This window comes from Pseudomonas sp. PA15(2017), assembly GCF_001945395.1.
In the GTDB taxonomy this organism is placed as follows: Bacteria; Pseudomonadota; Gammaproteobacteria; order Pseudomonadales; family Pseudomonadaceae; genus Aquipseudomonas.
Genome location: NZ_MSXV01000015.1, coordinates 18865 through 42149 on the forward strand (window position 1 = coordinate 18865; position 23285 = coordinate 42149).

Annotated in this window: 22 protein-coding genes; 20 read left to right on the top strand and 2 right to left on the bottom strand. The window is 62.4% G+C overall.

All coding sequences use genetic code 11. The features are described 5' to 3' along the window. Window positions 1-35: 35 nt before the first annotated feature. The 4 genes from trxB to infA all read left to right on the top strand — a co-directional run bounded on the left by trxB (window position 36) and on the right by infA (window position 2864). A complete protein-coding gene (gene trxB, locus BVH03_RS06285) occupies window positions 36-986 on the top strand; it encodes a thioredoxin-disulfide reductase (RefSeq protein ID WP_075960381.1) in 951 nt (316 codons plus the stop codon). 47 nt (window positions 987-1033) lie between these two features. Further along, complete coding sequence (aat, locus tag BVH03_RS06290; protein ID WP_075960382.1) at window positions 1034-1726, top strand: leucyl/phenylalanyl-tRNA--protein transferase; 693 nt, start codon at window positions 1034-1036, stop codon at window positions 1724-1726. A gap of 69 nt (window positions 1727-1795) precedes the next feature. Further along, window positions 1796-2503, top strand: a complete 708-nt coding sequence (locus BVH03_RS06295) for an arginyltransferase (protein ID WP_075960383.1) — start codon at window positions 1796-1798, stop codon at window positions 2501-2503. 142 nt (window positions 2504-2645) lie between these two features. Next, window positions 2646-2864 carry a translation initiation factor IF-1 gene (gene infA, locus BVH03_RS06300; RefSeq protein ID WP_002553999.1) on the top strand — a complete coding sequence of 73 codons (219 nt, stop codon included), beginning with the start codon at window positions 2646-2648 and terminating at the stop codon, window positions 2862-2864. Between the two features lie 123 nt (window positions 2865-2987). On the opposite strand, the gene clpA is transcribed toward infA, so the two are convergent. Both clpA and clpS read right to left on the bottom strand, forming a co-directional pair. After that, on the bottom strand, window positions 2988-5258 hold the full coding sequence (gene clpA, locus BVH03_RS06305) for an ATP-dependent Clp protease ATP-binding subunit ClpA (RefSeq protein WP_075960384.1): 2271 nt from the start codon (window positions 5256-5258) through the stop codon (window positions 2988-2990). A gap of 28 nt (window positions 5259-5286) precedes the next feature. Then, window positions 5287-5649 (bottom strand): ATP-dependent Clp protease adapter ClpS, encoded by a 363-nt coding sequence (gene clpS, locus BVH03_RS06310; RefSeq protein WP_075930296.1) that lies wholly within the window; start codon window positions 5647-5649, stop codon window positions 5287-5289. 221 nt (window positions 5650-5870) lie between these two features. On the opposite strand from clpS, the gene cspD reads away from it, so the two are divergent. From cspD to nuoF, 16 genes are all read left to right on the top strand, one after another. Continuing rightward, window positions 5871-6137 (top strand): cold shock domain-containing protein CspD, encoded by a 267-nt coding sequence (gene cspD, locus BVH03_RS06315; protein ID WP_075960385.1) that lies wholly within the window; start codon window positions 5871-5873, stop codon window positions 6135-6137. 582 nt (window positions 6138-6719) lie between these two features. Beyond that, the gene (locus BVH03_RS06320) at window positions 6720-8948 is read left to right on the top strand and encodes an NADP-dependent isocitrate dehydrogenase (protein ID WP_075960386.1); all 2229 of its coding nucleotides are present in this window, start codon (window positions 6720-6722) and stop codon (window positions 8946-8948) included. Window positions 8949-9028: 80 nt separating this feature from the next. After that, entirely contained in the window at window positions 9029-9475 is a 447-nt protein-coding gene (locus tag BVH03_RS06325) for an NUDIX hydrolase (RefSeq protein WP_075960387.1), read from the top strand. 83 nt (window positions 9476-9558) lie between these two features. Further along, entirely contained in the window at window positions 9559-10674 is a 1116-nt protein-coding gene (gene mnmA, locus BVH03_RS06330) for a tRNA 2-thiouridine(34) synthase MnmA (RefSeq protein WP_075960388.1), read from the top strand. Next, window positions 10671-11291, top strand: coding sequence for a high frequency lysogenization protein HflD (hflD, locus tag BVH03_RS06335; protein ID WP_075930300.1), 621 nt, complete (start codon window positions 10671-10673; stop codon window positions 11289-11291). Before mnmA ends, hflD begins: the two co-directional genes overlap by 4 nt. 167 nt (window positions 11292-11458) lie before the next feature. Continuing rightward, complete coding sequence (purB, locus tag BVH03_RS06340; RefSeq protein WP_075960389.1) at window positions 11459-12829, top strand: adenylosuccinate lyase; 1371 nt, start codon at window positions 11459-11461, stop codon at window positions 12827-12829. A gap of 80 nt (window positions 12830-12909) precedes the next feature. Next, window positions 12910-14079, top strand: a complete 1170-nt coding sequence (locus tag BVH03_RS06345) for a cupin domain-containing protein (protein WP_027905369.1) — start codon at window positions 12910-12912, stop codon at window positions 14077-14079. After that, a complete protein-coding gene (locus BVH03_RS06350; RefSeq protein WP_013791415.1) occupies window positions 14072-14494 on the top strand; it encodes a GNAT family N-acetyltransferase in 423 nt (140 codons plus the stop codon). The genes BVH03_RS06345 and BVH03_RS06350 overlap by 8 nt, the downstream gene beginning before the upstream one ends. Before the next feature lie 36 nt (window positions 14495-14530). Next, window positions 14531-15145, top strand: a complete 615-nt coding sequence (locus BVH03_RS06355; protein WP_075960390.1) for a histone acetyltransferase HPA2 — start codon at window positions 14531-14533, stop codon at window positions 15143-15145. A gap of 14 nt (window positions 15146-15159) precedes the next feature. Beyond that, window positions 15160-15966, top strand: a complete 807-nt coding sequence (locus BVH03_RS06360) for a secretin N-terminal domain-containing protein (RefSeq protein ID WP_075960391.1) — start codon at window positions 15160-15162, stop codon at window positions 15964-15966. A gap of 470 nt (window positions 15967-16436) precedes the next feature. Then, window positions 16437-18032 carry an isocitrate lyase gene (locus BVH03_RS06365; protein ID WP_075960392.1) on the top strand — a complete coding sequence of 532 codons (1596 nt, stop codon included), beginning with the start codon at window positions 16437-16439 and terminating at the stop codon, window positions 18030-18032. A 427-nt stretch (window positions 18033-18459) separates the two neighbouring features. Further along, window positions 18460-18873 (top strand): NADH-quinone oxidoreductase subunit A, encoded by a 414-nt coding sequence (locus BVH03_RS06370; RefSeq protein WP_013791411.1) that lies wholly within the window; start codon window positions 18460-18462, stop codon window positions 18871-18873. Window positions 18874-18883: 10 nt separating this feature from the next. Beyond that, on the top strand, window positions 18884-19561 hold the full coding sequence (locus BVH03_RS06375) for an NADH-quinone oxidoreductase subunit B family protein (protein ID WP_013791410.1): 678 nt from the start codon (window positions 18884-18886) through the stop codon (window positions 19559-19561). A 60-nt stretch (window positions 19562-19621) separates the two neighbouring features. After that, entirely contained in the window at window positions 19622-21403 is a 1782-nt protein-coding gene (gene nuoC / locus BVH03_RS06380) for an NADH-quinone oxidoreductase subunit C/D (protein WP_075960393.1), read from the top strand. 10 nt (window positions 21404-21413) lie between these two features. Continuing rightward, the gene (nuoE, locus tag BVH03_RS06385; protein ID WP_075960394.1) at window positions 21414-21905 is read left to right on the top strand and encodes an NADH-quinone oxidoreductase subunit NuoE; all 492 of its coding nucleotides are present in this window, start codon (window positions 21414-21416) and stop codon (window positions 21903-21905) included. Continuing rightward, complete coding sequence (gene nuoF / locus BVH03_RS06390; RefSeq protein WP_075960395.1) at window positions 21902-23263, top strand: NADH-quinone oxidoreductase subunit NuoF; 1362 nt, start codon at window positions 21902-21904, stop codon at window positions 23261-23263. Before nuoE ends, nuoF begins: the two co-directional genes overlap by 4 nt. Window positions 23264-23285 lie beyond the last annotated feature (22 nt).

Here is a 23285-nt window from a genome sequence, read left to right on the forward strand (position 1 = left end):
TTCTCTTTTGTGACAAAGGCTTATGAGGTGTTTTTATGAGCGAAGTCAAGCATTCCCGCCTGATTATCCTGGGCTCCGGGCCGGCCGGTTACAGCGCCGCCGTATACGCCGCTCGTGCCAATCTGAAGCCCGTCATCATCACCGGCATTCAGCCTGGCGGTCAGCTGACCACCACCACCGAGGTCGACAATTGGCCGGGTGACGTGGAGGGGTTGACGGGACCAGGGCTGATGGAGCGCATGCAGAAACACGCGGAGCGCTTCGAAACCGAGATCATCTACGACCACATCCACACCGCCGAGTTGCAGAGCTGTCCGTTCACCCTCAAGGGTGACAGCGGCACCTACACCTGCGATGCGCTGATCATCGCCACCGGCGCTTCGGCGCAGTACCTGGGCTTGCCCTCCGAAGAAGCGTACGCCGGCAAGGGCGTGTCCGCCTGCGCGACCTGCGACGGCTTCTTCTATCGCAACCAGGTGGTGGCGGTCATCGGCGGCGGCAACACCGCCGTGGAAGAAGCGCTGTACCTGTCCAACATCGCCAAGGAAGTGCACCTGGTGCATCGCCGCGACAAGCTGCGCTCGGAGAAGATCCTGCAGGACAAGATCTTCGACAAGGCGGCCAACAGCAATATCAAGCTGCACTGGAACCACACCCTGGAAGAAGTGCTGGGCGATGCCACTGGCGTGACCGGCGCGCGCCTGCGCAGCACCCAGGACGGTACCACCAGCGACCTGCCACTGGCTGGCGTGTTCATCGCCATCGGCCACAAGCCCAATACCGACCTGTTCCAGGGCCAGCTGGAAATGCATGACGGCTACCTGCTGATCAAGGGCGGCAGCGAAGGCAATGCCACGGCCACCAGCATCGAAGGCGTGTTCGCCGCCGGCGACGTGGCCGATCACGTCTACCGCCAGGCCATCACCTCGGCCGGCGCGGGCTGTATGGCCGCCCTGGACGTCGAGAAGTTCCTCGACGACAACTGAGGCTCCGGGCGGGCTGACTCCCGCCCTCCCCCGCTGCGGTCTCGCCCATGCTTACCTGGTTGCAACGCGACTCCCTGACCTTTCCGCCGCTCGACAAGGCGCTGCGCGAACCCAACGGCCTGCTGGCCGCTGGTGGCGACCTGTGCGCCGAGCGGCTGATCGCCGCCTATCGGCACGGCTGCTTCCCCTGGTATCAGGACGGCCAGCCGCTGCTGTGGTGGTCACCCGACCCGCGCACCGTGCTGTTCCCCAGCGAATTGCATGTGTCGCGCAGCCTGCGCAAGGTCATCCGCCAAGGTCATTTTCAGGTGACCTTCGACCAGGCGTTCGCCGATGTCATACGCGCCTGCGCGGCGCCCCGCGACCACGCGGGCGGCACCTGGATCACCACGCCCATGCAACAGGCCTATGTCGAGCTGCACGAGCGCGGTGTGGCGCATAGCGTCGAGGTCTGGCAGGACCGGCAACTGGTCGGCGGGCTTTACGGGCTGGCCATGGGCAGGCTGTTCTTCGGCGAGTCGATGTTCAGCCGGGCCGACAACGCTTCCAAGGTCGGTTTCGCCAGGTTGGTCGAGCAACTCCAGGCCTGGCAGTTCGAACTGATCGACTGCCAGATGCCGACCCAGCACCTGCACAGCCTCGGCGCACGCGCGATCAGTCGCCAGGCGTTCGCCGGTTATCTGGAGCGTTTTCTGGATCAACCCAGCCTGGCCGACTGGCACGGCGCTGGCGACCGGTGACGAGCGCCGTTCTGGCTCGCAGCCCGGCACTGGCATACACTGATTCCAGGCCATTCCCGGGAGTCGATCATGACTGAGCTGGCTCGCCTGAAGTTCTACGCCACGCAACCCCATCCCTGCAGCTACCTGCTCGAGGAACAGGCCACCACGCTGTTTCTCGACCCCAGCCAGCCGATGGACGCGGACATGTATGCCGAGCTCTCCGAGCTGGGTTTCCGGCGTAGCGGCGATCATCTCTATCGCCCGCATTGTCAGCGCTGCACGGCCTGCGTGCCGGCGCGGATTCCGGCTGCCCGCTTTACTCCCAATCGGCAGCAGCGGCGCATCCTCAAACGTAATGAGTCGCTTGAGGTTCGTGCGGTAAGGCCTTGTTTCAACGAAGAATATTATCAACTCTATGCGCGCTACATCGAGCAGCGCCATGCCGACGGCGACATGTATCCACCCAGCCGCGAGCAGTTCTCCACGTTCCTGGTGCGCGACCTGTCGTTCTCCTGCTTCTTCGAATTTCGCGAACAGGGCCGGTTGCTCGCCATCGCCGTGACCGACGTATTGCCCAATGGTCTGTCGGCGGTCTACACCTTCTACGACCCGGACGAAGAGCGCCGCAGCCTGGGTCGCTACGCCATTCTCTGGCAAATCGGCGAAGCGCTGCGTCTGAACCTGCAGGCCGTATATCTTGGCTACTGGATCAGGAACTGCAGGAAGATGAACTACAAGACCCAGTACCGCCCCATCGAGCTCTTCGTCAATCAGCGCTGGGTCGCGCTGACTTGAAATCAACGGTTTTCCTGGCCTTTCGCTGCTGAAACAGAGGCAGCCCCTTGGCGTCAACCCTCGTTTTCAGGCACAATACCTGCCGCTTTTGCCTGGGGCCAGTTGCGCCGGGCCATTCTCTGGATACCGAGGGCTTTACTGCATGTCGAAAGAAGACAGCTTCGAAATGGAAGGCACTGTCGTCGACACCCTGCCCAACACCATGTTTCGCGTGGAGTTGGAAAACGGGCACGTCGTTACCGCGCACATCTCCGGAAAGATGCGCAAGAATTACATCCGCATTCTGACGGGTGACAAGGTTCGCGTAGAGCTGACCCCGTACGACCTGAGCAAGGGGCGCATCACCTATCGCGCTCGCTAACAGGGCAAGAGCACGATTCACTGCTCTGCTCCAGCGACCCAATAAAAAGCCCGGCATCGTTGCCGGGCTTTTTATTGGTTGCTTGCCTGGGGAGGCGGAGCGCAACGAGCGCTCCGTCAGCCCTCAGGCCATTTCTGCGGTAGTCTCGAAGTCGAACGTCAGTTCGCCGTTTTCCAGATTCACGTGCACCGTGCCGCCGTGCTCGGAAAGCTCCCCGAAGAGAATCTCTTCGGCCAGCGGACGCTTGATGCGATCCTGGATCAGGCGAGCCATCGGCCGCGCGCCCATCTGCACGTCGTAACCCTGCTCGGCCAGCCAGTCGCGCGCGGCATCGCTGACCTCGAGCATGACGCGCTTGTCCTCGAGCTGCGCCTGCAGCTCGATGAGAAACTTGTCGACGATGCTCTTGATCGTGTCGTGACTGAGACGGCCGAACTGGATGATGGTATCCAGACGGTTGCGGAACTCCGGCGTGAAGCTCTTCTTGATCACTTCCATGGCATCGGACGAGTGATCCTGGTAGCTGAAGCCGATCGAGGCCCGGGAGGCGGTTTCCGCGCCGGCGTTGGTGGTCATGATCAGGATCACGTTGCGGAAGTCCGCCTTGCGGCCGTTGTTGTCGGTCAGCGTGCCGTGGTCCATGACCTGCAGCAGCAGGTTGAAGACTTCCGGGTGCGCCTTCTCGATCTCATCGAGCAGCAGTACGCAATGGGGCTGCTTGGTGATCGCTTCGGTCAGCAAGCCGCCCTGGTCGAAACCGACGTAGCCGGGTGGCGCGCCGATCAGGCGCGACACGGTGTGCCGCTCCATGTACTCGGACATGTCGAAGCGCACCAGCTCCACGCCCAGCGCCTTGGACAGCTGGCGAGCCGCCTCGGTCTTGCCGACGCCGGTGGGGCCGGCGAACAGGAACGAGCCGACCGGTTTGTCCGGTGCCTTGAGGCCAGCCCGCGACAGCTTGATGGCGGTGGCCAGCGAATCGATGGCGGCGTCCTGGCCGAATACGGTCAGCTTGAGGTCGCGCTCCAGGTTGCGCAGCAATTCCTTGTCGGAGCTCGAAACGTGCTTCGGCGGAATACGCGCGATCTTGGCCACGATGTCCTCGACCTGCGGCACGTCGATGCGCTTGACGCGCTTCTCCTGCGGCTGCAGGCGCTGGAAAGCACCTGCTTCGTCGATCACGTCGATGGCCTTGTCGGGCATATGACGGTCATTGATGTAGCGCGAGGCCAGCTCCGCGGCTGCGCGCAGCGCTTCATCACTGTACTCGATGTCGTGGTGCTGCTCGAAGCGCCCCTTGAGGCCCTTGAGGATGCCAATGGTGTCCTCCACCGACGGCTCCACCACATCGACCTTCTGGAAGCGCCGCGCCAGCGCGCGATCCTTCTCGAAGATGCCACGAAATTCCTGGAAGGTCGTCGAGCCGATGCAGCGAATCTCGCCGGAAGACAGGGCCGGCTTGAGCAGGTTCGAGGCATCCATCACGCCGCCCGACGCCGCGCCGGCACCGATGATGGTGTGAATTTCGTCGATGAACAGGATGGCTTGCGGGCGCTTGCGCAGCTCGGTGAGCAGTGCCTTGAGGCGCTTCTCGAAGTCGCCGCGGTACTTGGTGCCGGCCAGAAGCGCGCCGAGATCCAGCGAGTAGACGACGCTGTCAGCCAGCAGGTCGGGCACCTGATTGTCGACGATGCGCTTGGCCAGGCCTTCGGCGATGGCGGTTTTGCCGACGCCAGCCTCGCCGACCAGCAGCGGGTTGTTCTTGCGACGGCGGGCGAGGATCTGCGCAACGCGCTCGACCTCGTGCTCGCGACCGACCAGCGGGTCGATGCGGCCCTGGCGCGCCAGCTCGTTAAGGTTGCTGGCGTAGGCGTCCAGCGGGTTGCTCGAGGAAGAGGACTCGCCGCCCTCTTCGTCCTGCATTTCCGGATCGGCTTCGGGCGAGGCGCCCTGCCCGGGTACCTTGGAAATGCCATGGGCGATGAAATTGACCACGTCGATACGGGCCACGCTCTGCTGCTTGAGCAGGAACACGGCCTGGCTTTCCTGTTCGCTGAAGATCGCCACCAGCACGTTGGCACCGGTGACTTCGCGCTTGCCGGAGCTCTGCACGTGGAATACCGCACGCTGCAGCACGCGCTGGAAGCCCAGCGTCGGCTGGGTTTCGCGCTCTTCATCGTGCTGAGGGATTAGCGGTGTAGTGGAGTCGATGAATTCCTGCAGGTCACTGCGCAGCTTGTCCAGGCTGGCACCGCAGGCGCGCAGCACGCTGGCTGCTGCTTCGTTGTCCAGAAGAGCCAGCAGGAGGTGCTCCACGGTCATGAATTCATGACGTTTCGCGCGGGCCTCCTTGAAGGCCAGGTTGAGGGTGACTTCGAGCTCTCGATTTAACATAGCTTCACCTCATGCCAAGCGGCCGGCGTTAACCGTCCTTCTCGATTTCACAGAGTAATGGGTGCTGGCTTTCACGCGCGTACTGGTTGACTTGCGTGGCCTTGGTCTCGGCAATGTCACGGGTGTAGAGCCCGCATACGGCGCGACCTTCGGTGTGCACGGTCAACATGATCCTGGTTGCCACCTCGCGATTGAGGTTGAAGAAGGTCTCGAGTATCTCGACCACGAAATCCATGGGGGTGTAGTCATCATTGAACAAGACCACCTTGTAGAGTGGGGGCGCCTGCAATGCCGGCTTGGACTCCTCGACGGCCAGGCCTGAAGAGTCGTCCTCATGCGGTGCGGGTCGATCCTGATTGAATGTTAGTCGAATCTGGCTACTTGCATGCATGCTGGATAAAAGGTTCGTGGGGGGTGAATGGAGCAGGCCACAAAAATCAGACCCGTTTATCGTCGTTTCGTGCGATGCCTTGACTATCGGCAAAAGGGTGTTACAACCAAAGGATACCCCTACGGGGCGAAAGGGCTTGCGTTCGCTGGGTGATCCCGTGAACGCTGGATCTAATGTGGATGATACTCCAGCAGTGGGGTTCCTTGCAGAGGGATATCAGCATGCTAAGTGGTAAGGTCAAGTGGTTCAACAACGCCAAGGGCTATGGATTCATCCTGGCCGATGGCCGAGATGAGGACCTGTTCGCCCATTACTCGGCCATTCAGATGGATGGGTACAAAACGCTGAAGGCCGGCCAGGCCGTCAGCTTCGATATCATTCAAGGCCCCAAGGGGCTCCACGCCGTGAACATCAGTACCGCCCAGGCCGTGCAGGATGCGCCTGCACCGGCTGCCAGCAAGGTGCAGGCGAGTGCGGTCGGAGCCTGACCCCTCACGCCACGAACGACCGGCCCCAGTGGCCGGTTTTTTTATCGTTGCGGCCAGGGTTCGCCGCTGTTCAAAGTGTTCAAGCCGAGGTTCGGCGATTTGGCGGCTGAGTGGTGGTAGCTGACGGCAGATCGCCTCTTGTGGGAACCGGGCATACCCATGATTTCGCGGGAACAGACCCCAGGCGTCCCCGCACGCTCCCACAGATACTGCATCAATTGCCGCATCTGCCCTGGCAACCTCACCAGCGTCGCCTGAAAAGGTCGTGAAGAGGTTCCAAGAGCAGTGCCGGGCCGATGAACGCTCATCTTCGCTACCGGTGCGAGCAACTTGGCACGTCGGTTTGATATACTCGGGCGCTGACTGAGTAGTCATAAGGGCGCCTTTGCCTGGAGTACGGCTTCCAGCACCCGTCGCGCGTGCCCTGTCAGGCGATCCAGATACCGCCATCAGGCAGCTGCGACACCCAACATCATCGGGATGGAACTTCGAATTCACCTCATTGATGCCGCGCTGTGGCCAGAAGCCACCTCACCCGGATCAGTGCCGTGCAAGTTCAGTAAAGAGAGAGTTAAATCAAATATGACCACACGCTCGAAGATCATTTACACCCTCACCGACGAAGCCCCTGCGCTCGCGACCTACTCCCTGCTCCCCATCGTCAAAGCCTTCACCGCCTCCTCCGATATCGCCGTCGAGACCCGCGACATTTCGCTGGCCGGCCGTATCCTGGCGCTGTTCCCCGAGTTTCTGACCGATGCTCAGAAACAGGGTGATCACCTCGCCGAGCTGGGCGCCCTGGCCACCACGCCAGAAGCCAACATCATCAAACTGCCGAACATCAGTGCCTCGGTACCGCAGCTCAAGGCCGCCATCAAGGAATTGCAGAGCCAGGGTTACGCCCTGCCCGACTACCCGGACGCCGACGACAGCGAGCAGGCGCGCGATATCCGCAGCCGCTACGACAAGGTCAAGGGCAGCGCCGTGAACCCGGTCCTGCGCGAAGGCAACTCCGACCGCCGCGCACCGCTGTCGGTCAAGAACTATGCTCGCAAGCACCCGCACAAGATGGGCGCCTGGGCTGCCGACTCCAAATCCCATGTCGCGCACATGGAAAGCGGCGACTTCTACGGCAGCGAGAAAGCGGCCCTGATCGACGCCAAAGGCAGTGTGAAGATCGAACTGGTTGGCGCTGACGGCAGTGCCACCGTGCTGAAAGAAAAAACCGGCGTGCTGGCTGACGAAGTCCTGGATTGCTCGGTACTGAGCAAGAAGGCCCTGCGCAGCTTCATCGCCGCCCAGATCGAAGACGCCAAGAAGCAAGGCGTGCTGTTCTCGGTGCACCTCAAAGCCACCATGATGAAGGTCTCCGACCCGATCATCTTTGGCCAGATCGTCGCCGAGTTCTACAAGTCGGCCCTGGAGAAGCACGCGGCTGCCCTGCAGGAAGCCGGCTTCAACCTGAACAACGGCATTGGCGACCTGTACGCCAGCATCAAGAAGCTGCCAGCCGACAAGCAGGCCGAGATCGAAGCCGACATCAACGCCGTCTACGCCGATCGCCCGGCGCTGGCGATGGTCAACTCCGACAAGGGCATCACCAACCTGCACGTGCCGAGCGACGTGATCGTCGACGCCTCGATGCCGGCGATGATTCGCGACTCGGGCCGTATGTGGAACACCGCGGGTGAACTGCAGGATGCCAAGGCCGTGATCCCGGATCGCTGCTACGCCGGTATCTACCAAGCCGTGATCGAAGACTGCAAGGCCAATGGCGCCTTCAACCCGACCACCATGGGCAGCGTGCCGAACGTTGGCCTGATGGCGCAGAAAGCCGAAGAGTACGGCTCCCACGACAAGACCTTCCAGATCCAGGCCGCCGGCGTGGTTCGCGTCAGCGATGCCAACGGCAAGGTACTGATGGAGCAGAAGGTCGAGGAAGGCGACATCTTCCGCATGTGCCAGACCAAGGACGCGCCGATCCAGGACTGGGTCAAGCTGGCCGTCAACCGCGCCCGTCTGAGCAACACCCCGGCGGTGTTCTGGCTGGACCCGGCTCGCGCCCACGACGCCGAAATGATCAACAAGGTCGAGAAGTACCTGAAGGATCACGACACCAGCGACCTGGACATCCGCATCCTCGCACCGGTCGAAGCCATCAAGTTCTCCCTGGCCCGTATCCGCGAAGGCAAGGACACCATTTCGGTGACCGGCAACGTGCTGCGCGACTACCTGACCGACCTGTTCCCGATCATGGAACTGGGCACCAGCGCCAAGATGCTGTCGATCGTGCCGCTGATGAACGGCGGCGGCCTGTTCGAAACCGGCGCTGGCGGTTCGGCGCCCAAGCACGTGCAGCAGTTGGTCGAAGAGAACTTCCTGCGCTGGGATTCCCTGGGTGAGTTCCTCGCTCTGGCTGCTTCCCTGGAGCACCTGGGCAACACCTACGACAACCCGAAAGCACTAGTGCTGAGCAAGACTCTGGACCAGGCCACCGGCCAGTTCCTCGACAACGACAAGTCGCCGGCGCGCAAGGTTGGCGGCATCGACAACCGTGGCAGCCACTTCTACCTGGCGCTGTACTGGGCCCAAGCCCTGGCAGCCCAGAGCGAAGACGCCGCCCTGCAGGCGCAGTTCGCACCACTGGCCAAGACCCTGACCGACAACGAAGCCAAGATCGTCGCCGAGCTCGGCGCGGTACAAGGCAAGTCGGCAGAAATCGGTGGCTACTACGCACCGGACAAGGCGCTGACCGAAAAAGTCATGCGCCCGAGCGCGACCCTCAACGCAGCCCTGGCCTCGCTGGCTTGAGCAACGTGCTGATCTAGCGACACCGACAACCCCGGCCTTGCGCCGGGGTTGTCGTTTTCAGAATTCGAAAAGGAGTCAGCATGACCTGGCACGCACACGTCACCGTCGCCACCATCGTCGAGCACGAGGGGCGCTTTCTGTTCGTCGAGGAGCTCAAGGGTGGGCGCCTGGTGCTCAATCAGCCGGCCGGCCACCTGGAACCGAAGGAGAGCCTGCAGCAGGCAGCCGTGCGCGAGACGCTCGAGGAGACCGGCTGCGACGTCGAGCTGACCGGCGTCACCGGCATCTACCTGTACACCGCACCGAGCAACGGCGTGACCTATCAGCGCATCTGCTTCGTCGCCAACCTGGTTCGGCACCATGCCGAGCGTGCGCTGGACAGCGACATCAGTGGCATCCGCTGGCTCACGTACGACGAACTGTTGGCCGAGCGCGACCGCCTGCGCAGCGAGCTGGTACTGCGCTGCCTGGATGACTACCTGGCGGGCGCCCGCTTCCCCCTTGCCCTCATCCATGACCCCATGTGAAAACCGGCCATGCGCGGCAGACTGAAACGCACCGCGCATCCTGTTAGAATCTCGCCCCTTTGAAGCCCGTATTGATCCCGACCATGCAAGATCCAGCTACCCAGCGCGTCATCGTCGGCATGTCCGGCGGTGTCGACTCCTCCGTCTCGGCCCTGCTCCTGCTCGAAGCGGGCTATCAGGTCGAAGGCCTGTTCATGAAGAACTGGGACGAAGACGACGGCACCGAATACTGCACTGCCATGGACGACCTGGCGGACGCCCAGGCCGTGTGCGACCGCATCGGCATCAAGCTGCACACCGCCAACTTCGCCGCCGAGTACTGGGACAACGTGTTCGAGCACTTCCTGGCCGAGTACAAGGCCGGGCGCACGCCCAACCCGGACATCCTCTGCAACCGTGAAATCAAGTTCAAGGCGTTCCTCGACTACGCCCTGATGCTCGGTGCCGACCTGATCGCCACCGGCCATTACGTGCGCCGCCGCGATATCGACGGGCGCAGCGAACTGCTCAAGGGCCTGGATCCGAACAAGGATCAGAGTTACTTCCTGCACGCCGTTGGCGGCGAGCAGATCGCCAAGACGCTGTTCCCGGTCGGCGAACTGGAGAAGCCCGAAGTGCGAGCGATTGCCGAGAAGTACGAGCTGGCCACCGCCAAGAAGAAGGATTCCACCGGTATCTGCTTCATTGGCGAGCGCCGTTTCAGCGACTTCCTCAAGCAGTACCTGCCGGCGCAGCCAGGCAACATCGAAACCACCGAGGGTGACGTGATCGGCAAACATCACGGCCTGATGTACCACACCATCGGCCAGCGCCAGGGCCTGGGCATCGGCGGCCTCAAGGATGCCGGCGACGAGCCCTGGTACGTGCTGCACAAGGACCTGACCCGCAACGTGCTGATCGTCGGCCAGGGCAACGAGCATCCCTGGCTGTTTTCCCGCGCCCTGCATGCCTCGCAGATCTACTGGGTCAACCCCGTGGCGCTCGATGCCCCTCGGCGCCTGACCGCCAAGGTGCGTTACCGCCAGGCTGACCAGGCCTGCACCCTGGAGCGCACCGCCGATGGCTACCGCGCTACGTTCGAGCAACCCCAGCGTGCGGTCACGCCCGGGCAGTCCGTGGTGTTCTATGACGGTGACGTCTGCCTCGGCGGCGGCGTGATCGAGAACGCCGAACCCTGGAGCGAGGGCGCACCGCGATGAACCCCATTCAAGAGCAGCTGATCGCCCTGGGCGCGGTGTTTCAGGCCGCGGTGATGGTCGACAAGATCGCCAAGACCGGCCAGGCCGCCGAAAGCGAAGTGACCTGCCTGATCAACAGCCTGCTGGTGCGCGACGCCAACGGCACGCTGGACGTGTACGGCGGTGATGACCTCAATCTGCGCGACGGTTACCGCGCCCTGGTCAGCGCCCTGGAGCGCGACCCCACCAGCCTGCAACGCGAGCCGCTGCGCTACGCCCTCGCCCTGCTCGGTCTGGAGCGGCAGCTCGACAAGCGCGGCGACCTGCTGCAACTGATGGGCAATCGCCTGGATCAGATCCAGAGCCAGGCCGACCACTTCGGCATTGGCCACGAGAACGTCATTTCCTCCTGTGGCGCGCTCTACCAGGACACCATCAGCACCTTCAAGCAGCGCATTCAGGTGCAGGGCGACAGCCGCTTCCTGCAACAACCGGCCAATGCCTCGAAGATTCGCGGCCTGCTGCTCGCCGGGATTCGCTCGGCACGCCTGTGGCGCCAACTGGGCGGGCATCGCTGGCAGCTGGTATTCAGCCGTCGCAAATTGCTGCGCGAACTCTATCCGATGTTACGTGGCTAAGGCAGGCTTCAGGTTAGGTTTTCGTTGCAAGTAATTGGTTTTAAAGATTTTCTAGTTTGAAGTGCCTGCCCATCAATCGCTTTTACCTGCAGCTTGCAGCCTGCAGCGTGCGCCTTCATGTATGATATGCGCCCTTTTCAACGCCCGACTGTCCGAGAACGCCTCCCATGCAGCTTTCCTCGCTCACCGCGGTTTCGCCCGTAGACGGCCGCTATGCCGGCAAAACCAGCGCCCTGCGCCCCATTTTCAGCGAATACGGCCTGATCCGTTTCCGCGTCCAGGTGGAAGTCCGCTGGCTGCAGCGCCTCGCCGCCCATGAGGGCATCAGCGAAGTCGCGCCCTTCTCTGCCGAAGCCAATGCCCTGCTCAACGAGCTGGCGGAAAACTTCGCCGTCGAGCACGCCGAGCGCGTCAAGGACATCGAGCGCACCACCAACCACGACGTCAAAGCCGTGGAATACCTGCTCAAGGAGCAGGCTGCCAAGCTGCCAGAGCTGGACAAGGTCAGCGAGTTCATCCACTTCGCCTGCACCAGCGAGGACATCAACAACCTGTCCCACGCCCTGATGCTGCGCGAAGGCCGTGACACCGTGCTGCTGCCGCTGATGCGTCAGATCGCTGCCTCCATCCGCGAGCTGGCGGTCAAGTTCGCCGACGTGCCGATGCTGTCGCGCACCCACGGCCAACCGGCATCGCCGACCACCCTGGGCAAGGAGCTGGCCAACGTCGTCTATCGCCTCGAGCGGCAGATCACCCAGATCGCTGCCGTGCCGCTGCTGGGCAAGATCAACGGCGCCGTGGGCAACTACAACGCTCACCTGTCGGCCTACCCGCAGGTCGACTGGGAAGCCAACGCCCGCCAGTTCATCGAAGGTGACCTGGGCCTGCAGTGGAATCCCTACACCACGCAGATCGAGCCCCACGACTATATCGCCGAACTGTTCGACGCCATCGCGCGCTTCAACACCATCCTCATCGACTTCGATCGCGATATCTGGGGCTACATTTCCCTCGGCTATTTCAAGCAGAAGACCGTCGCTGGCGAGATCGGCTCGTCGACCATGCCGCACAAGGTCAACCCGATCGACTTCGAGAACTCCGAAGGCAACCTCGGTATCGCCAATGCGCTGTTCCAGCACCTGGCCAGCAAGCTGCCGATCTCGCGCTGGCAGCGTGACCTGACTGACTCCACCGTACTGCGCAACCTCGGTGTCGGTTTCGCCCACAGCGTGATCGCCTACGAAGCAAGCCTCAAGGGAATCAGCAAGTTGGAGCTCAATGCTGGGCGTATTGCTGAAGATCTGAACGCCTGCTGGGAAGTGCTCGCCGAACCGATCCAGACCGTCATGCGTCGCTACGCCATCGAGAACCCGTACGAGAAGCTCAAGGAGCTGACGCGCGGCAAGGGCATCACGCCCGAGGCGCTGCTGGCCTTCATCGACGCGCTGGACATGCCCGCTCCTGCCAAGGAAGAGCTCAAGCAGCTCACCCCGGCCAACTACATCGGCAACGCCGTGGCTCAGGCCAAGCGCATCTGACCGACGGGTACGCCCGAGAACGCCCGGCTGACGCCGGGCGTTTCTTTTTATACGCACCGATAAATATCAAGGACTTACAAATGAATCCTGATGCTCCTCTTCAGCTATTGGGTGGCCTGAGCGCACGCGAATTCCTGCGCGACTACTGGCAGAAGAAGCCCTTGCTGGTGCGCCAGGCCATCACCGATTTCGAGAGCCCGATTTCTCCCGATGAACTGGCTGGCCTGGCCCTCGAGGAAGAGGTCGAGTCGCGCCTGGTGCTCGAACATGGCGAAACCCCGTGGGAAGTTCGCCGCGGCCCGTTCGCCGAGGATGCGTTCGCCGACCTGCCGGAGCGTGACTGGACCCTGCTGGTGCAGGCCGTCGACCAGTTCGTGCCCGATGTGGCCGAGCTGCTGGAGCAGTTCAAGTTCCTGCCCAAATGGCGGATCGACGACGTGATGATCAGCTTCGCCACGCCAGGTGGCGGCGTTGGCCCGCACTTCGACAACTACGACGTATTCCTGCTGCAGGCCCATGGCCGCCGCCGCTGGCAGATCGGCCAGATGTGCGACGCCCAGAGCCCGCTGCTGCCGGATCTGGACATGAAGATCCTGGCTCAATTCGATCAAACTGAAGAATGGGTGCTCGAGCCCGGCGATATGCTCTATCTGCCGCCGCTCCTGGCCCACTGTGGCACCGCCGAGGACGATTGCATGACTTATTCCGTGGGTTTCCGCGCACCCAGCGCGGCCGAAGTTCTGACCCATTTCACTGACTTCCTTGGCCAGTTCCTGCCGGACGAAACGCGCTACAGCGACGCCGGCACCGCGCCGACCAGCGACCCGCACGAGATCCAGCGTGACGCCCTCGAACGCCTCAAGGCGCTGCTCGCCGAGCACATGAGCGATGAGCGCCTGCTGATGACCTGGTTCGGCCAGTTCATGACCGAGCCCAAGTACCCGGAGCTGGTCGAAGGCATCGAGATCGACGAGGACGGCTTCCTCGATCAGCTCGAGGACGGCGCCATTCTGGTTCGCAACCCGAGCGCGCGCCTGGCCTGGTCGGAAGTCGGCGATGGCCTGGTGCTGTTCGCCAGTGGGCAGAGCCGCCTGGTCTCCGCCAGCCTGCGCGAATTGCTGAAGATGATCTGCTCGGCCGACGCCCTGCATCTGGAAAACCTCGGCCCATGGCTGGGCAACGACGAGGCCCGCGAGCTGGTGCTCGAACTAGCCAAGCAAGGAAGCCTGGAGTTTGCTGCCGATGAATGACCTGCACGTACGCATCGCCGACTGGCACAAGGATTACGAAGAGCTGCATCGCATCCGCGAAACCGTCTTCGTCGCTGAACAGGCCGTGCCGCCTGAACTGGAATGGGACGCCGAAGACAGTGATGCCGTGCATTTTCTCGCCTGCGAAGGCGACTACCCGATCGGTACGGCGCGCCTGCTCGCCGACGGCCAGATCGGCCGGGTAGCGGTACTCAAGGACTGGCGCGGCCTGAAGGTAGGCGAAGCCCTGCTGCAGGCGGTGATCGCCGAAGCGGAAAAACGTGGTCTGAGCCAGCAAATGCTCAGTGCCCAGGTGCAGGCGACGCCGTTCTATGAAAAGCTGGGCTTCACTGTAGTGAGCGAGGAGTACCTGGAAGCCGGTATCCCTCACGTCGACATGGTGCGCAGCAGCTGATCTCAGCCGTGGCACACCGGTGCCACAGAGGTCAGCATGAACGACGAACACACGCCCGCCGATCTCGAGCCCATCGAGTTCGAGTCGCCCGGGCGTTTCACCCTGCACAACCCGGACAGCCCCCTGCCGCAGCCGGCCGCCTGGGAGCCGGCACCCTTCGTGCTCGGCAGCGAGTCGGCCATGCAGCGTTTCAGCCTGCCCGACCAAGCCCGCAGCCACGCCCTGGCGATGATGCAGCAGGCCAGGCGCACGCTGTGCCTCTATAGCCCCGATCTCGAACCCTGGCTCTACCATCACAGCAGCATTCACGCAGCCTGTAGCGATTTTCTGTTGCGCCATCGCCACAGCAGCCTGCGCATCCTGGTGTGCGACAGCAGCCGCGCGGTTCGTGACGGGCACAGACTCATCGCCCTGTCGCGAAAACTGCCCAGCCACCTGCACATTCGCCGCTGCCATCCGGATTACCCTGTTCCTGAGGGCGCCTTTCTGCTGGCTGACGACCAGGGCGTGCTGATGCGCCCGGAGCCGGATCAGTTCGGCGGCTATGCGAATTACCAGGACGCCGCCCGTGTGCGTCAGTTGCAGCGGCTATTCGACCAGACCTGGGATACCAGCATCACCGATTCTGACTTGCGAAGTTTTCTGCTATGAAGAGATTTCTTGCCATGAAACGACATTTTCTCGGCGCCGCCCTGCTCGCCCTAAGCCTCTCGGCGCTGGCCGCCACCGAAGTCATTCCACTCAACTACCGCACCGCAGGCGACCTGCTGCCCGTGGTGCAATCTGCACTGGGCAACGACGGGCGGGTGAGCGCCTACGGCAACCAGCTGATCGTCAATGCGTCGCCGGCGAAGATCGAGGAGGTGCGCGCCCTGCTCGGCCAGCTCGACACCCAGCCGCGGCGCTTGCTGATCAGCGTCGACACCAGTGAATCGACCTACCGCGACGATCGGGGTTACGGGGTCGACGGCAGCATCAGCGCCGGCAATGGCCGCGTGGAAATCGGCCGTGGCGAAGTCGACGGTCGCGACCAGGCGCGCATCATTCGCCGCAGCACCGACAGCCGCGGCGGCGGCACGCAGCAGGTGCAGACCAGCGAGGGTTACCCGGCGCTGATCCAGGTTGGCCAGAGCGTGCCGGTGACCACCAGCAGCCGCGGCCCTTACGGCCAGGTGTACAACAACACCGAGTACCGCAACGTCACCCAGGGTTTCTACGTCACCGCCAGCCTGGCGGGTGAGATCGTGCACCTGGATATCAGCAGCAACCGTGACCGAGTCAGCCAGCAGCAACCCGGCGTTATCGACATCCAGCAAGCCGACACCCGGGTCAGCGGACGGCTCGGCGAGTGGATCACTATCGGCGGCAGCAGCGAGCAGAGTCAGGCCGACCGCAGTGGCGTTCTGCGCCGCTACTCGACCGAAGGCCGCGACGACATGAGCATGCGCGTGAAGGTCGAGGTGATCAACTGAAAGCCCCGTAAAACGTGACCATACGGTCGATCTAAGACTTATGTAGTACTCCTAAAAAAACACTACAAAAACGATTGACGAACATTTTCGCCGGTCGCATGATTGCCTCGCTCCCGCTAATCAGGGGTTCTGGAAACGGAACCTCCGGGTCAGTCTCCGCTTACCGCAGGGATCGATTCGTGTTGTTACGCCCACAAGGCAGCTCGACGAGATGGCGACTGGAACGAGGTTGTCCTGAGGGACGGGGAAGCGTTTCACGCATCGAACGGCACAGTGCCAAGGGCGTCCACGGGCCTGCACGCACTACCGCTCGCCTACCCGGCGGCGGGCACACGACGCGCTTCGTCCACCCGGCCACGGCCCTCCTCTTTTCCGGTTTCCTCTCAACGTCTGCGGTGAGCTCGCGCCGAGCCTGCGCTTCCATGCGCGATGCCCGGTGCTCGACCAAACACACACTTGAAGGATTGACCATGTCAGCTTACGAAAACGACATCAAAGCCGTTGCCGCCCTGAAAGAAGCCGCTGGCAGCAGCTGGAGCGCTATCAACCCGGAATCCGTCGCTCGTATGCGCGCCCAGAACCGCTTCAAGACTGGCCTGGATGTAGCCAAGTACACCGCGGCCATCATGCGCAAGGACATGGCCGAGTACGACGCCGACTCGTCCGTCTACACCCAGTCGCTGGGCTGCTGGCATGGCTTCATCGGCCAGCAGAAACTGATTTCCATCAAGAAGCACCTCAAGACCACCAACAAGCGCTACCTGTACCTGTCCGGCTGGATGATCGCCGCGCTGCGTTCCGATTTCGGCCCGCTGCCGGATCAGTCCATGCATGAGAAGACCGCGGTCGCCGCACTGATCGAAGAGCTGTATACCTTCCTGCGCCAGGCCGACGCCCGTGAGCTGGACCTGCTGTTCAGCGCTCTCGATGCGGCTCGCGAGTCGGGCGATCGTGCCAAGCAGAGCGAGATCCAGGCGCAGATCGACAATTTCGAAACCCACGTGGTGCCGATCATCGCTGACATCGATGCTGGTTTCGGCAACCCCGAGGCCACCTACCTGCTCGCCAAGAAGATGATCGAAGCCGGCGCCTGCTGCATCCAGATCGAGAACCAGGTTTCCGACGAGAAACAGTGCGGCCATCAGGACGGCAAGGTCACCGTGCCCCATTCCGACTTCCTCGCCAAGATCAACGCGGTGCGCTATGCCTTCCTAGAGCTGGGCGTAGACGACGGCGTGATCGTCGCCCGTACCGATTCCCTGGGTGCCGGCCTCACCAAGCAGATCGCCGTGACCAACGAGCCGGGCGACCTGGGCGACCAGTACAACTCGTTCCTGGATTGCGACGAAATCAGCGCGGCCGAACTGAAGAACGGCGACGTGGTGATCAACCGTGAAGGCAAGCTGCTGCGGCCCAAACGCCTGCCGTCCAACCTGTTCCAGTTCCGCAAGGGTACCGGCGAGGATCGCTGCGTACTGGACAGCATCACCTCGCTGCAGAACGGCGCGGACATGATCTGGATCGAAACCGAGAAGCCCCATGTCGGCCAGATCAAGGCCATGGTCGATCGCGTTCGCGAAGTGATCCCCAACGCCAAGCTGGTCTACAACAACAGCCCGTCGTTCAACTGGACACTGAGCTTCCGCCAGCAGGTGTTCGATGCCTTCGTTGCCGATGGCAAGGACGTATCGGCCTACGATCGCGCCAAGCTGATGAGCGCCGAGTACGACGAAACCGAACTGGCCCAGGTTGCCGACGAGAAGATCCGCACCTTCCAGCGCGACGGTTCGGCCAATGCCGGCATCTTCCACCACCTGATCACCCTGCCGACCTACCACACGGCCGCGCTGTCCACCGACAACCTGGCCAAGGGCTACTTCGCCGATCAGGGCATGCTGGCCTACGTCAAGGGCGTGCAGCGTCAGGAGATCCGTCAGGGCATCGCCTGCGTCAAGCACCAGAACATGGCGGGCTCGGACATCGGCGACAACCACAAGGAGTACTTCGCCGGTGAAGCGGCCCTGAAGGCTGGCGGCAAGGACAACACCATGAATCAGTTCCACTGAGAACTGGCACCGCGCCCGGACATATGTTTCGAGCCTCAGCCCCGGCAGCGATGCCGGGGCTTTTTTATTGGCAACTATGGCGCGCAGCTTTAATGACGTTAGTTATCGAGGTAAGCCGCTAGGCGAAGCGTTAAAAGAATGAATTCTCAAATGACATATATTCGCATTGAAGCGACCTTTACTTCCCACTACATATAACTTGCTGGAGCTGCCAAAGTTTTCGCCTTGTTTTGTAGCTCGTTGATTTGCGTGGCTTTCTGAAAAACGGCCGATTGCAGGCATGCGACGTTTTATTATTTTTTTGCGCTGAAAAATTTACTTACACCCAATACAGGCATAACATTATGCGAATTGATTCAAGGCATTTAATGCCTTGCCATAATTTTAAATCGTGCGTTAAGCCGTTCCTTGCCTGAGGAGCCCCGGCATGCTGGAAGCAAGCAGTTCCCTGTCCCATAACTGGGCGTTGGCCGTTTTTCTGCTGGGCGTCGTTGGCCTGTGTGCCTTCATGATGGGTGTCTCCAGCCTGCTGGGCAGCAAAGCCTGGGGGCGCAGCAAGAACGAGCCCTTCGAATCGGGCATGCTTCCCACCGGCAGTGCGCGCCTGCGCTTGTCCGCCAAATTCTATCTGGTCGCGATGCTCTTCGTGATCTTCGACGTCGAAGCCCTCTTTCTCTTCGCCTGGGCCGTCTCCGTTCGCGAAAGCGGCTGGGCCGGCTTTATCGAAGCAGCCGTTTTCATAAACATTCTGTTGGCAGGTCTTGTCTACCTTTGGCGTATCGGTGCGCTGGATTGGGCACCCGAGAGTCGTAAGGCTCGGCAGGCGAAGCTGAAACAATGAGGCTTTGGCGATGCAATACAAACTCACTCGGATCGATCCGGATGCTCCCAACGAGCAATACCCGATCGGCAAGCGGGAGGTCGTTACCGACCAACAGCTAGAAGACGAAGTGCATAAGAACATCTACATGGGGAAACTCTCGGATGTTCTCAGCGGTGCGGTGAACTGGGGTCGCAAGAACTCCCTGTGGCCGTACAACTTCGGGCTTTCCTGCTGCTACGTGGAAATGACCACTGCCTTCACCGCGCCGCACGACGTCGCGCGATTCGGCGCCGAGGTAATCCGAGCGTCCCCGCGCCAGGCCGACTTCATGGTCATCGCCGGCACCTGCTTCATCAAGATGGCGCCGGTCATCCAGCGTCTCTATGAGCAGATGCTCGAACCCAAGTGGGTCATCTCCATGGGCTCGTGCGCCAATTCCGGCGGTATGTACGACATCTACTCGGTCGTTCAGGGTGTCGACAAGTTCCTTCCTGTCGACGTTTACATTCCCGGTTGCCCGCCCCGGCCCGAGGCATTCCTGCAAGGCCTGATGCTGCTGCAGGAGTCCATCGGTCAGGAGCGCCGCCCGCTGTCCTGGGTCGTTGGCGATCAAGGCGTTTACCGCGCCGAGATGCCTTCCCAGAAAGAACAGCGCCGCGAGCAGCGTATTGCGGTTACCAACCTGCGTTCCCCTGACGAAGTCTGAGTCCTGCTTCCTTATAAAAGCCGGACTCACTCTCACCGTTGACCGATAGCGATCGAGACCATGACTGCAGACACCATCGTGTCCATTGCGCCGTACAAGGCGGACGACCAAGACGTCGTCGTTGAGCTTCAATCCCGTTTTGGCGCCGACAGCTTCACGCTGCAGGCCACCCGTACCGGCATGCCGGTGATCTGGGTCGGCCGCGACAAGCTCGTCGACGTGCTGCGCTTCCTGCGCCAGACCACCCGCCCCTACGTCATGCTGTATGACCTGCACGGCGTCGACGAGCGCCTGCGCACCCAGCGTCGCGGCCTGCCGGACGCCGACTTCACCGTGTTCTATCACCTCATGTCGCTGGAGCGTAACAGCGACGTGATGATCAAGGTGGCGCTGCGCGAGGGCGACCTCAACCTGCCGTCCGTAACCGGCATCTGGCCGAACGCCAACTGGTACGAGCGCGAGGTGTGGGACCTGTACGGCATCCACTTCACCGGCCACCCGCACCTGACCCGGATCATGATGCCGCCGACCTGGGAAGGTCACCCGCTGCGCAAGGACTACCCGGCGCGCGCTACCGAATTCGACCCGTTCAGCCTGACCCTGGCCAAGCAGCAGCTCGAGGAAGAGGCCGCGCGCTTCAACCCCGAAGACTGCGGCATGAAACGCCACAGCGAGAACGAGGACTACATGTTCCTCAACCTCGGCCCCAACCACCCGTCCGCCCACGGTGCGTTCCGCATCATCCTGCAGCTTGACGGCGAAGAGATCCTCGATTGCGTGCCGGAAATCGGTTACCACCACCGCGGCGCCGAGAAGATGGCCGAACGCCAGAGCTGGCACAGCTTCATCCCCTATACCGACCGTATCGACTACCTGGGCGGGGTGATGAACAACCTGCCCTATGTGCTCTCGGTCGAAAAGCTGGCCGGCATCAAGGTACCGCAGAAGGTCGACACCATCCGCATCATGATGGCCGAGTTCTTCCGCATCACCAGCCACCTGCTGTTCCTGGGTACCTATATCCAGGACGTGGGCGCCATGACCCCGGTGTTCTTCACCTTCACCGACCGTCAGCGTGCCTACAAGGTGATCGAAGCCATCACCGGTTTCCGCCTGCACCCGGCCTGGTACCGCATCGGTGGCGTCGCCCACGACCTGCCGCGCGGCTGGGACAAGCTGGTCAAGGAATTCGTCGACTGGCTGCCCAAGCGCCTCGACGAGTACGAGAAGGCTGCACTGAAGAACAGCATCCTCAAGGCCCGTACCATCGGCGTTGCCCAGTACAACACCAAGGAAGCGCTGGAATGGGGCACCACCGGTGCCGGTCTGCGTTCCACTGGCTGCGATTTCGACCTGCGCAAGGCGCGCCCCTACTCCGGCTATGAGAACTTCGAATTCGAAGTGCCGCTGGCCGTCAACGGCGACGCCTATGACCGCTGCATGGTGCGCGTCGAGGAGATGCGTCAGAGCATCAGGATCATTGATCAGTGCCTGCGCAACATGCCGGAAGGCCCGTACAAGGCGGATCACCCGCTGACCACGCCGCCACCGAAAGAGCGCACGCTGCAGCACATCGAAACCCTGATCACCCACTTCCTGCAGGTTTCCTGGGGGCCGGTCATGCCGGCCAACGAAAGCTTCCAGATGATCGAAGCGACCAAGGGTATCAACAGCTACTACCTGACCAGTGACGGCAGCACCATGAGCTACCGCACGCGCATCCGCACGCCGAGCTTCGCCCACCTGCAGCAGATCCCTTCGGTGATCCGCGGCAGCATGGTCGCCGACCTTATCGCGTACCTGGGCAGTATCGACTTCGTCATGGCCGACGTGGATCGCTGAGGAGAACACCATGAACATGATTCAGACCGACCGTTTCGCCCTCAGTGAAACCGAGCGCTCGGCCATCGAGCACGAGATGCACCACTACGAGGACCCGCGTGCCGCAAGCATCGAAGCCCTGAAGATCGTGCAGAAGGAACGCGGCTGGGTGCCGGACGGCGCCGCCGATGCCATCGGCGCGATTCTCGGTATCCCGGCCAGCGATGTCGAAGGCGTCGCCACCTTTTACAGCCAGATTTTTCGCCAGCCTGTCGGCCGCCACATCATTCGTGTGTGCGACAGCATGACCTGCTTCATCGGTGGCCACGAGAACGTGCTCGGCAGCATCAAGGCCGAGCTGGGCATCGTGCCCGGCCAGACCACCGCCGACGGCCGCTTCACCCTGCTGCCGGTGTGCTGCCTGGGCAACTGCGACAAAGCGCCGGCGCTGATGATCGACGACGAAACCTTTGGCGACGTGCAGCCCGAAGGCGTGGCGCAACTGCTGGAGAACTTCCAATGATCAGTCGCAGCTCCAACCTGCTGACCTCCTTCGGCCCGGCCAACCGCATCGCCCGCAGCGAAGAGACCCATCCGCTGACCTGGCGCCTGCGCGATGACGCCCAACCGGTGTGGCTCGACGAGTACCAGCAGAAGAACGGTTATGCCGCCGCCCGCAAGGCGCTGGCCGAAATGGCCCAGACCGACATCGTGCAGACGGTCAAGGATTCCGGCCTCAAGGGCCGCGGCGGTGCGGGCTTCCCCACTGGCGTGAAGTGGGGCCTGATGCCCAACGACGAGTCCATGAACATCCGCTACCTGCTGTGCAACGCGGACGAGATGGAGCCCAATACCTGGAAGGACCGCATGCTGATGGAGCAGCTGCCGCACCTGCTGGTGGAAGGCATGCTGATCAGCGCCCGGGCCCTGAAGGCCTACCGCGGTTACATCTTCCTGCGCGGCGAATACGTCGACGCCGCCGCCAACCTCAACCGTGCCATCGAGGAAGCCAAGGCCGCCGGCCTGCTCGGCAAGAACATCCTGAGCAGCGGCTTCGATTTCGAGCTGTTCGTGCACACCGGTGCCGGGCGTTACATCTGCGGTGAAGAAACCGCACTGATCAACTCCCTGGAAGGCCGTCGCGCCAACCCGCGTGCCAAGCCACCCTTCCCCGCTGCGGTGGGCGTGTGGGGCAAGCCGACCTGCGTCAACAACGTCGAGACCCTGTGCAACGTGCCGGCCATCGTCGCCAACGGCGTGGACTGGTACAAGTCCCTGGCCCGCGAAGGCAGCGAAGACCACGGCACCAAGCTGATGGGCTTCTCCGGCAAGGTCAAGACGCCGGGTATCTGGGAGCTGCCGTTCGGCATCAGCGCCCGCGAGCTGTTCGAGGACTACGCCGGCGGCATGCGCGACGGTTACACCCTCAAGGCCTGGCAGCCCGGCGGTGCCGGCACCGGCTTCCTGCTGCCCGAGCACCTCGAGGCCTCCATGTACGCCGCCGGCATCGCCAAGGTCGGCACCCGCATGGGTACCGGCCTGGCCCTGGCCATCGACAACACGGTGAACATGGTGTCGCTGCTGCGCAACATGGAGGAGTTCTTCGCCCGCGAATCCTGCGGCTGGTGCACACCCTGCCGTGACGGCCTGCCGTGGAGCGTGAAGATCCTCCGTGCCCTGGAGCGCAAGCAGGGCACCCGCGAGGACATCGACACCCTGCTCGGCCTGGTCAACTTCCTCGGCCCCGGCAAGACCTTCTGTGCTCACGCACCGGGCGCCGTGGAGCCACTGGGCAGCGCGATCAAGTATTTCCGTGAAGAGTTCGAAGCCGGCGTGGGCGCCATTGCGCCACAGCCGCCGGTAACGGCACACGCGGTATAGGCCCGCTGGCCGGACGAGTGGG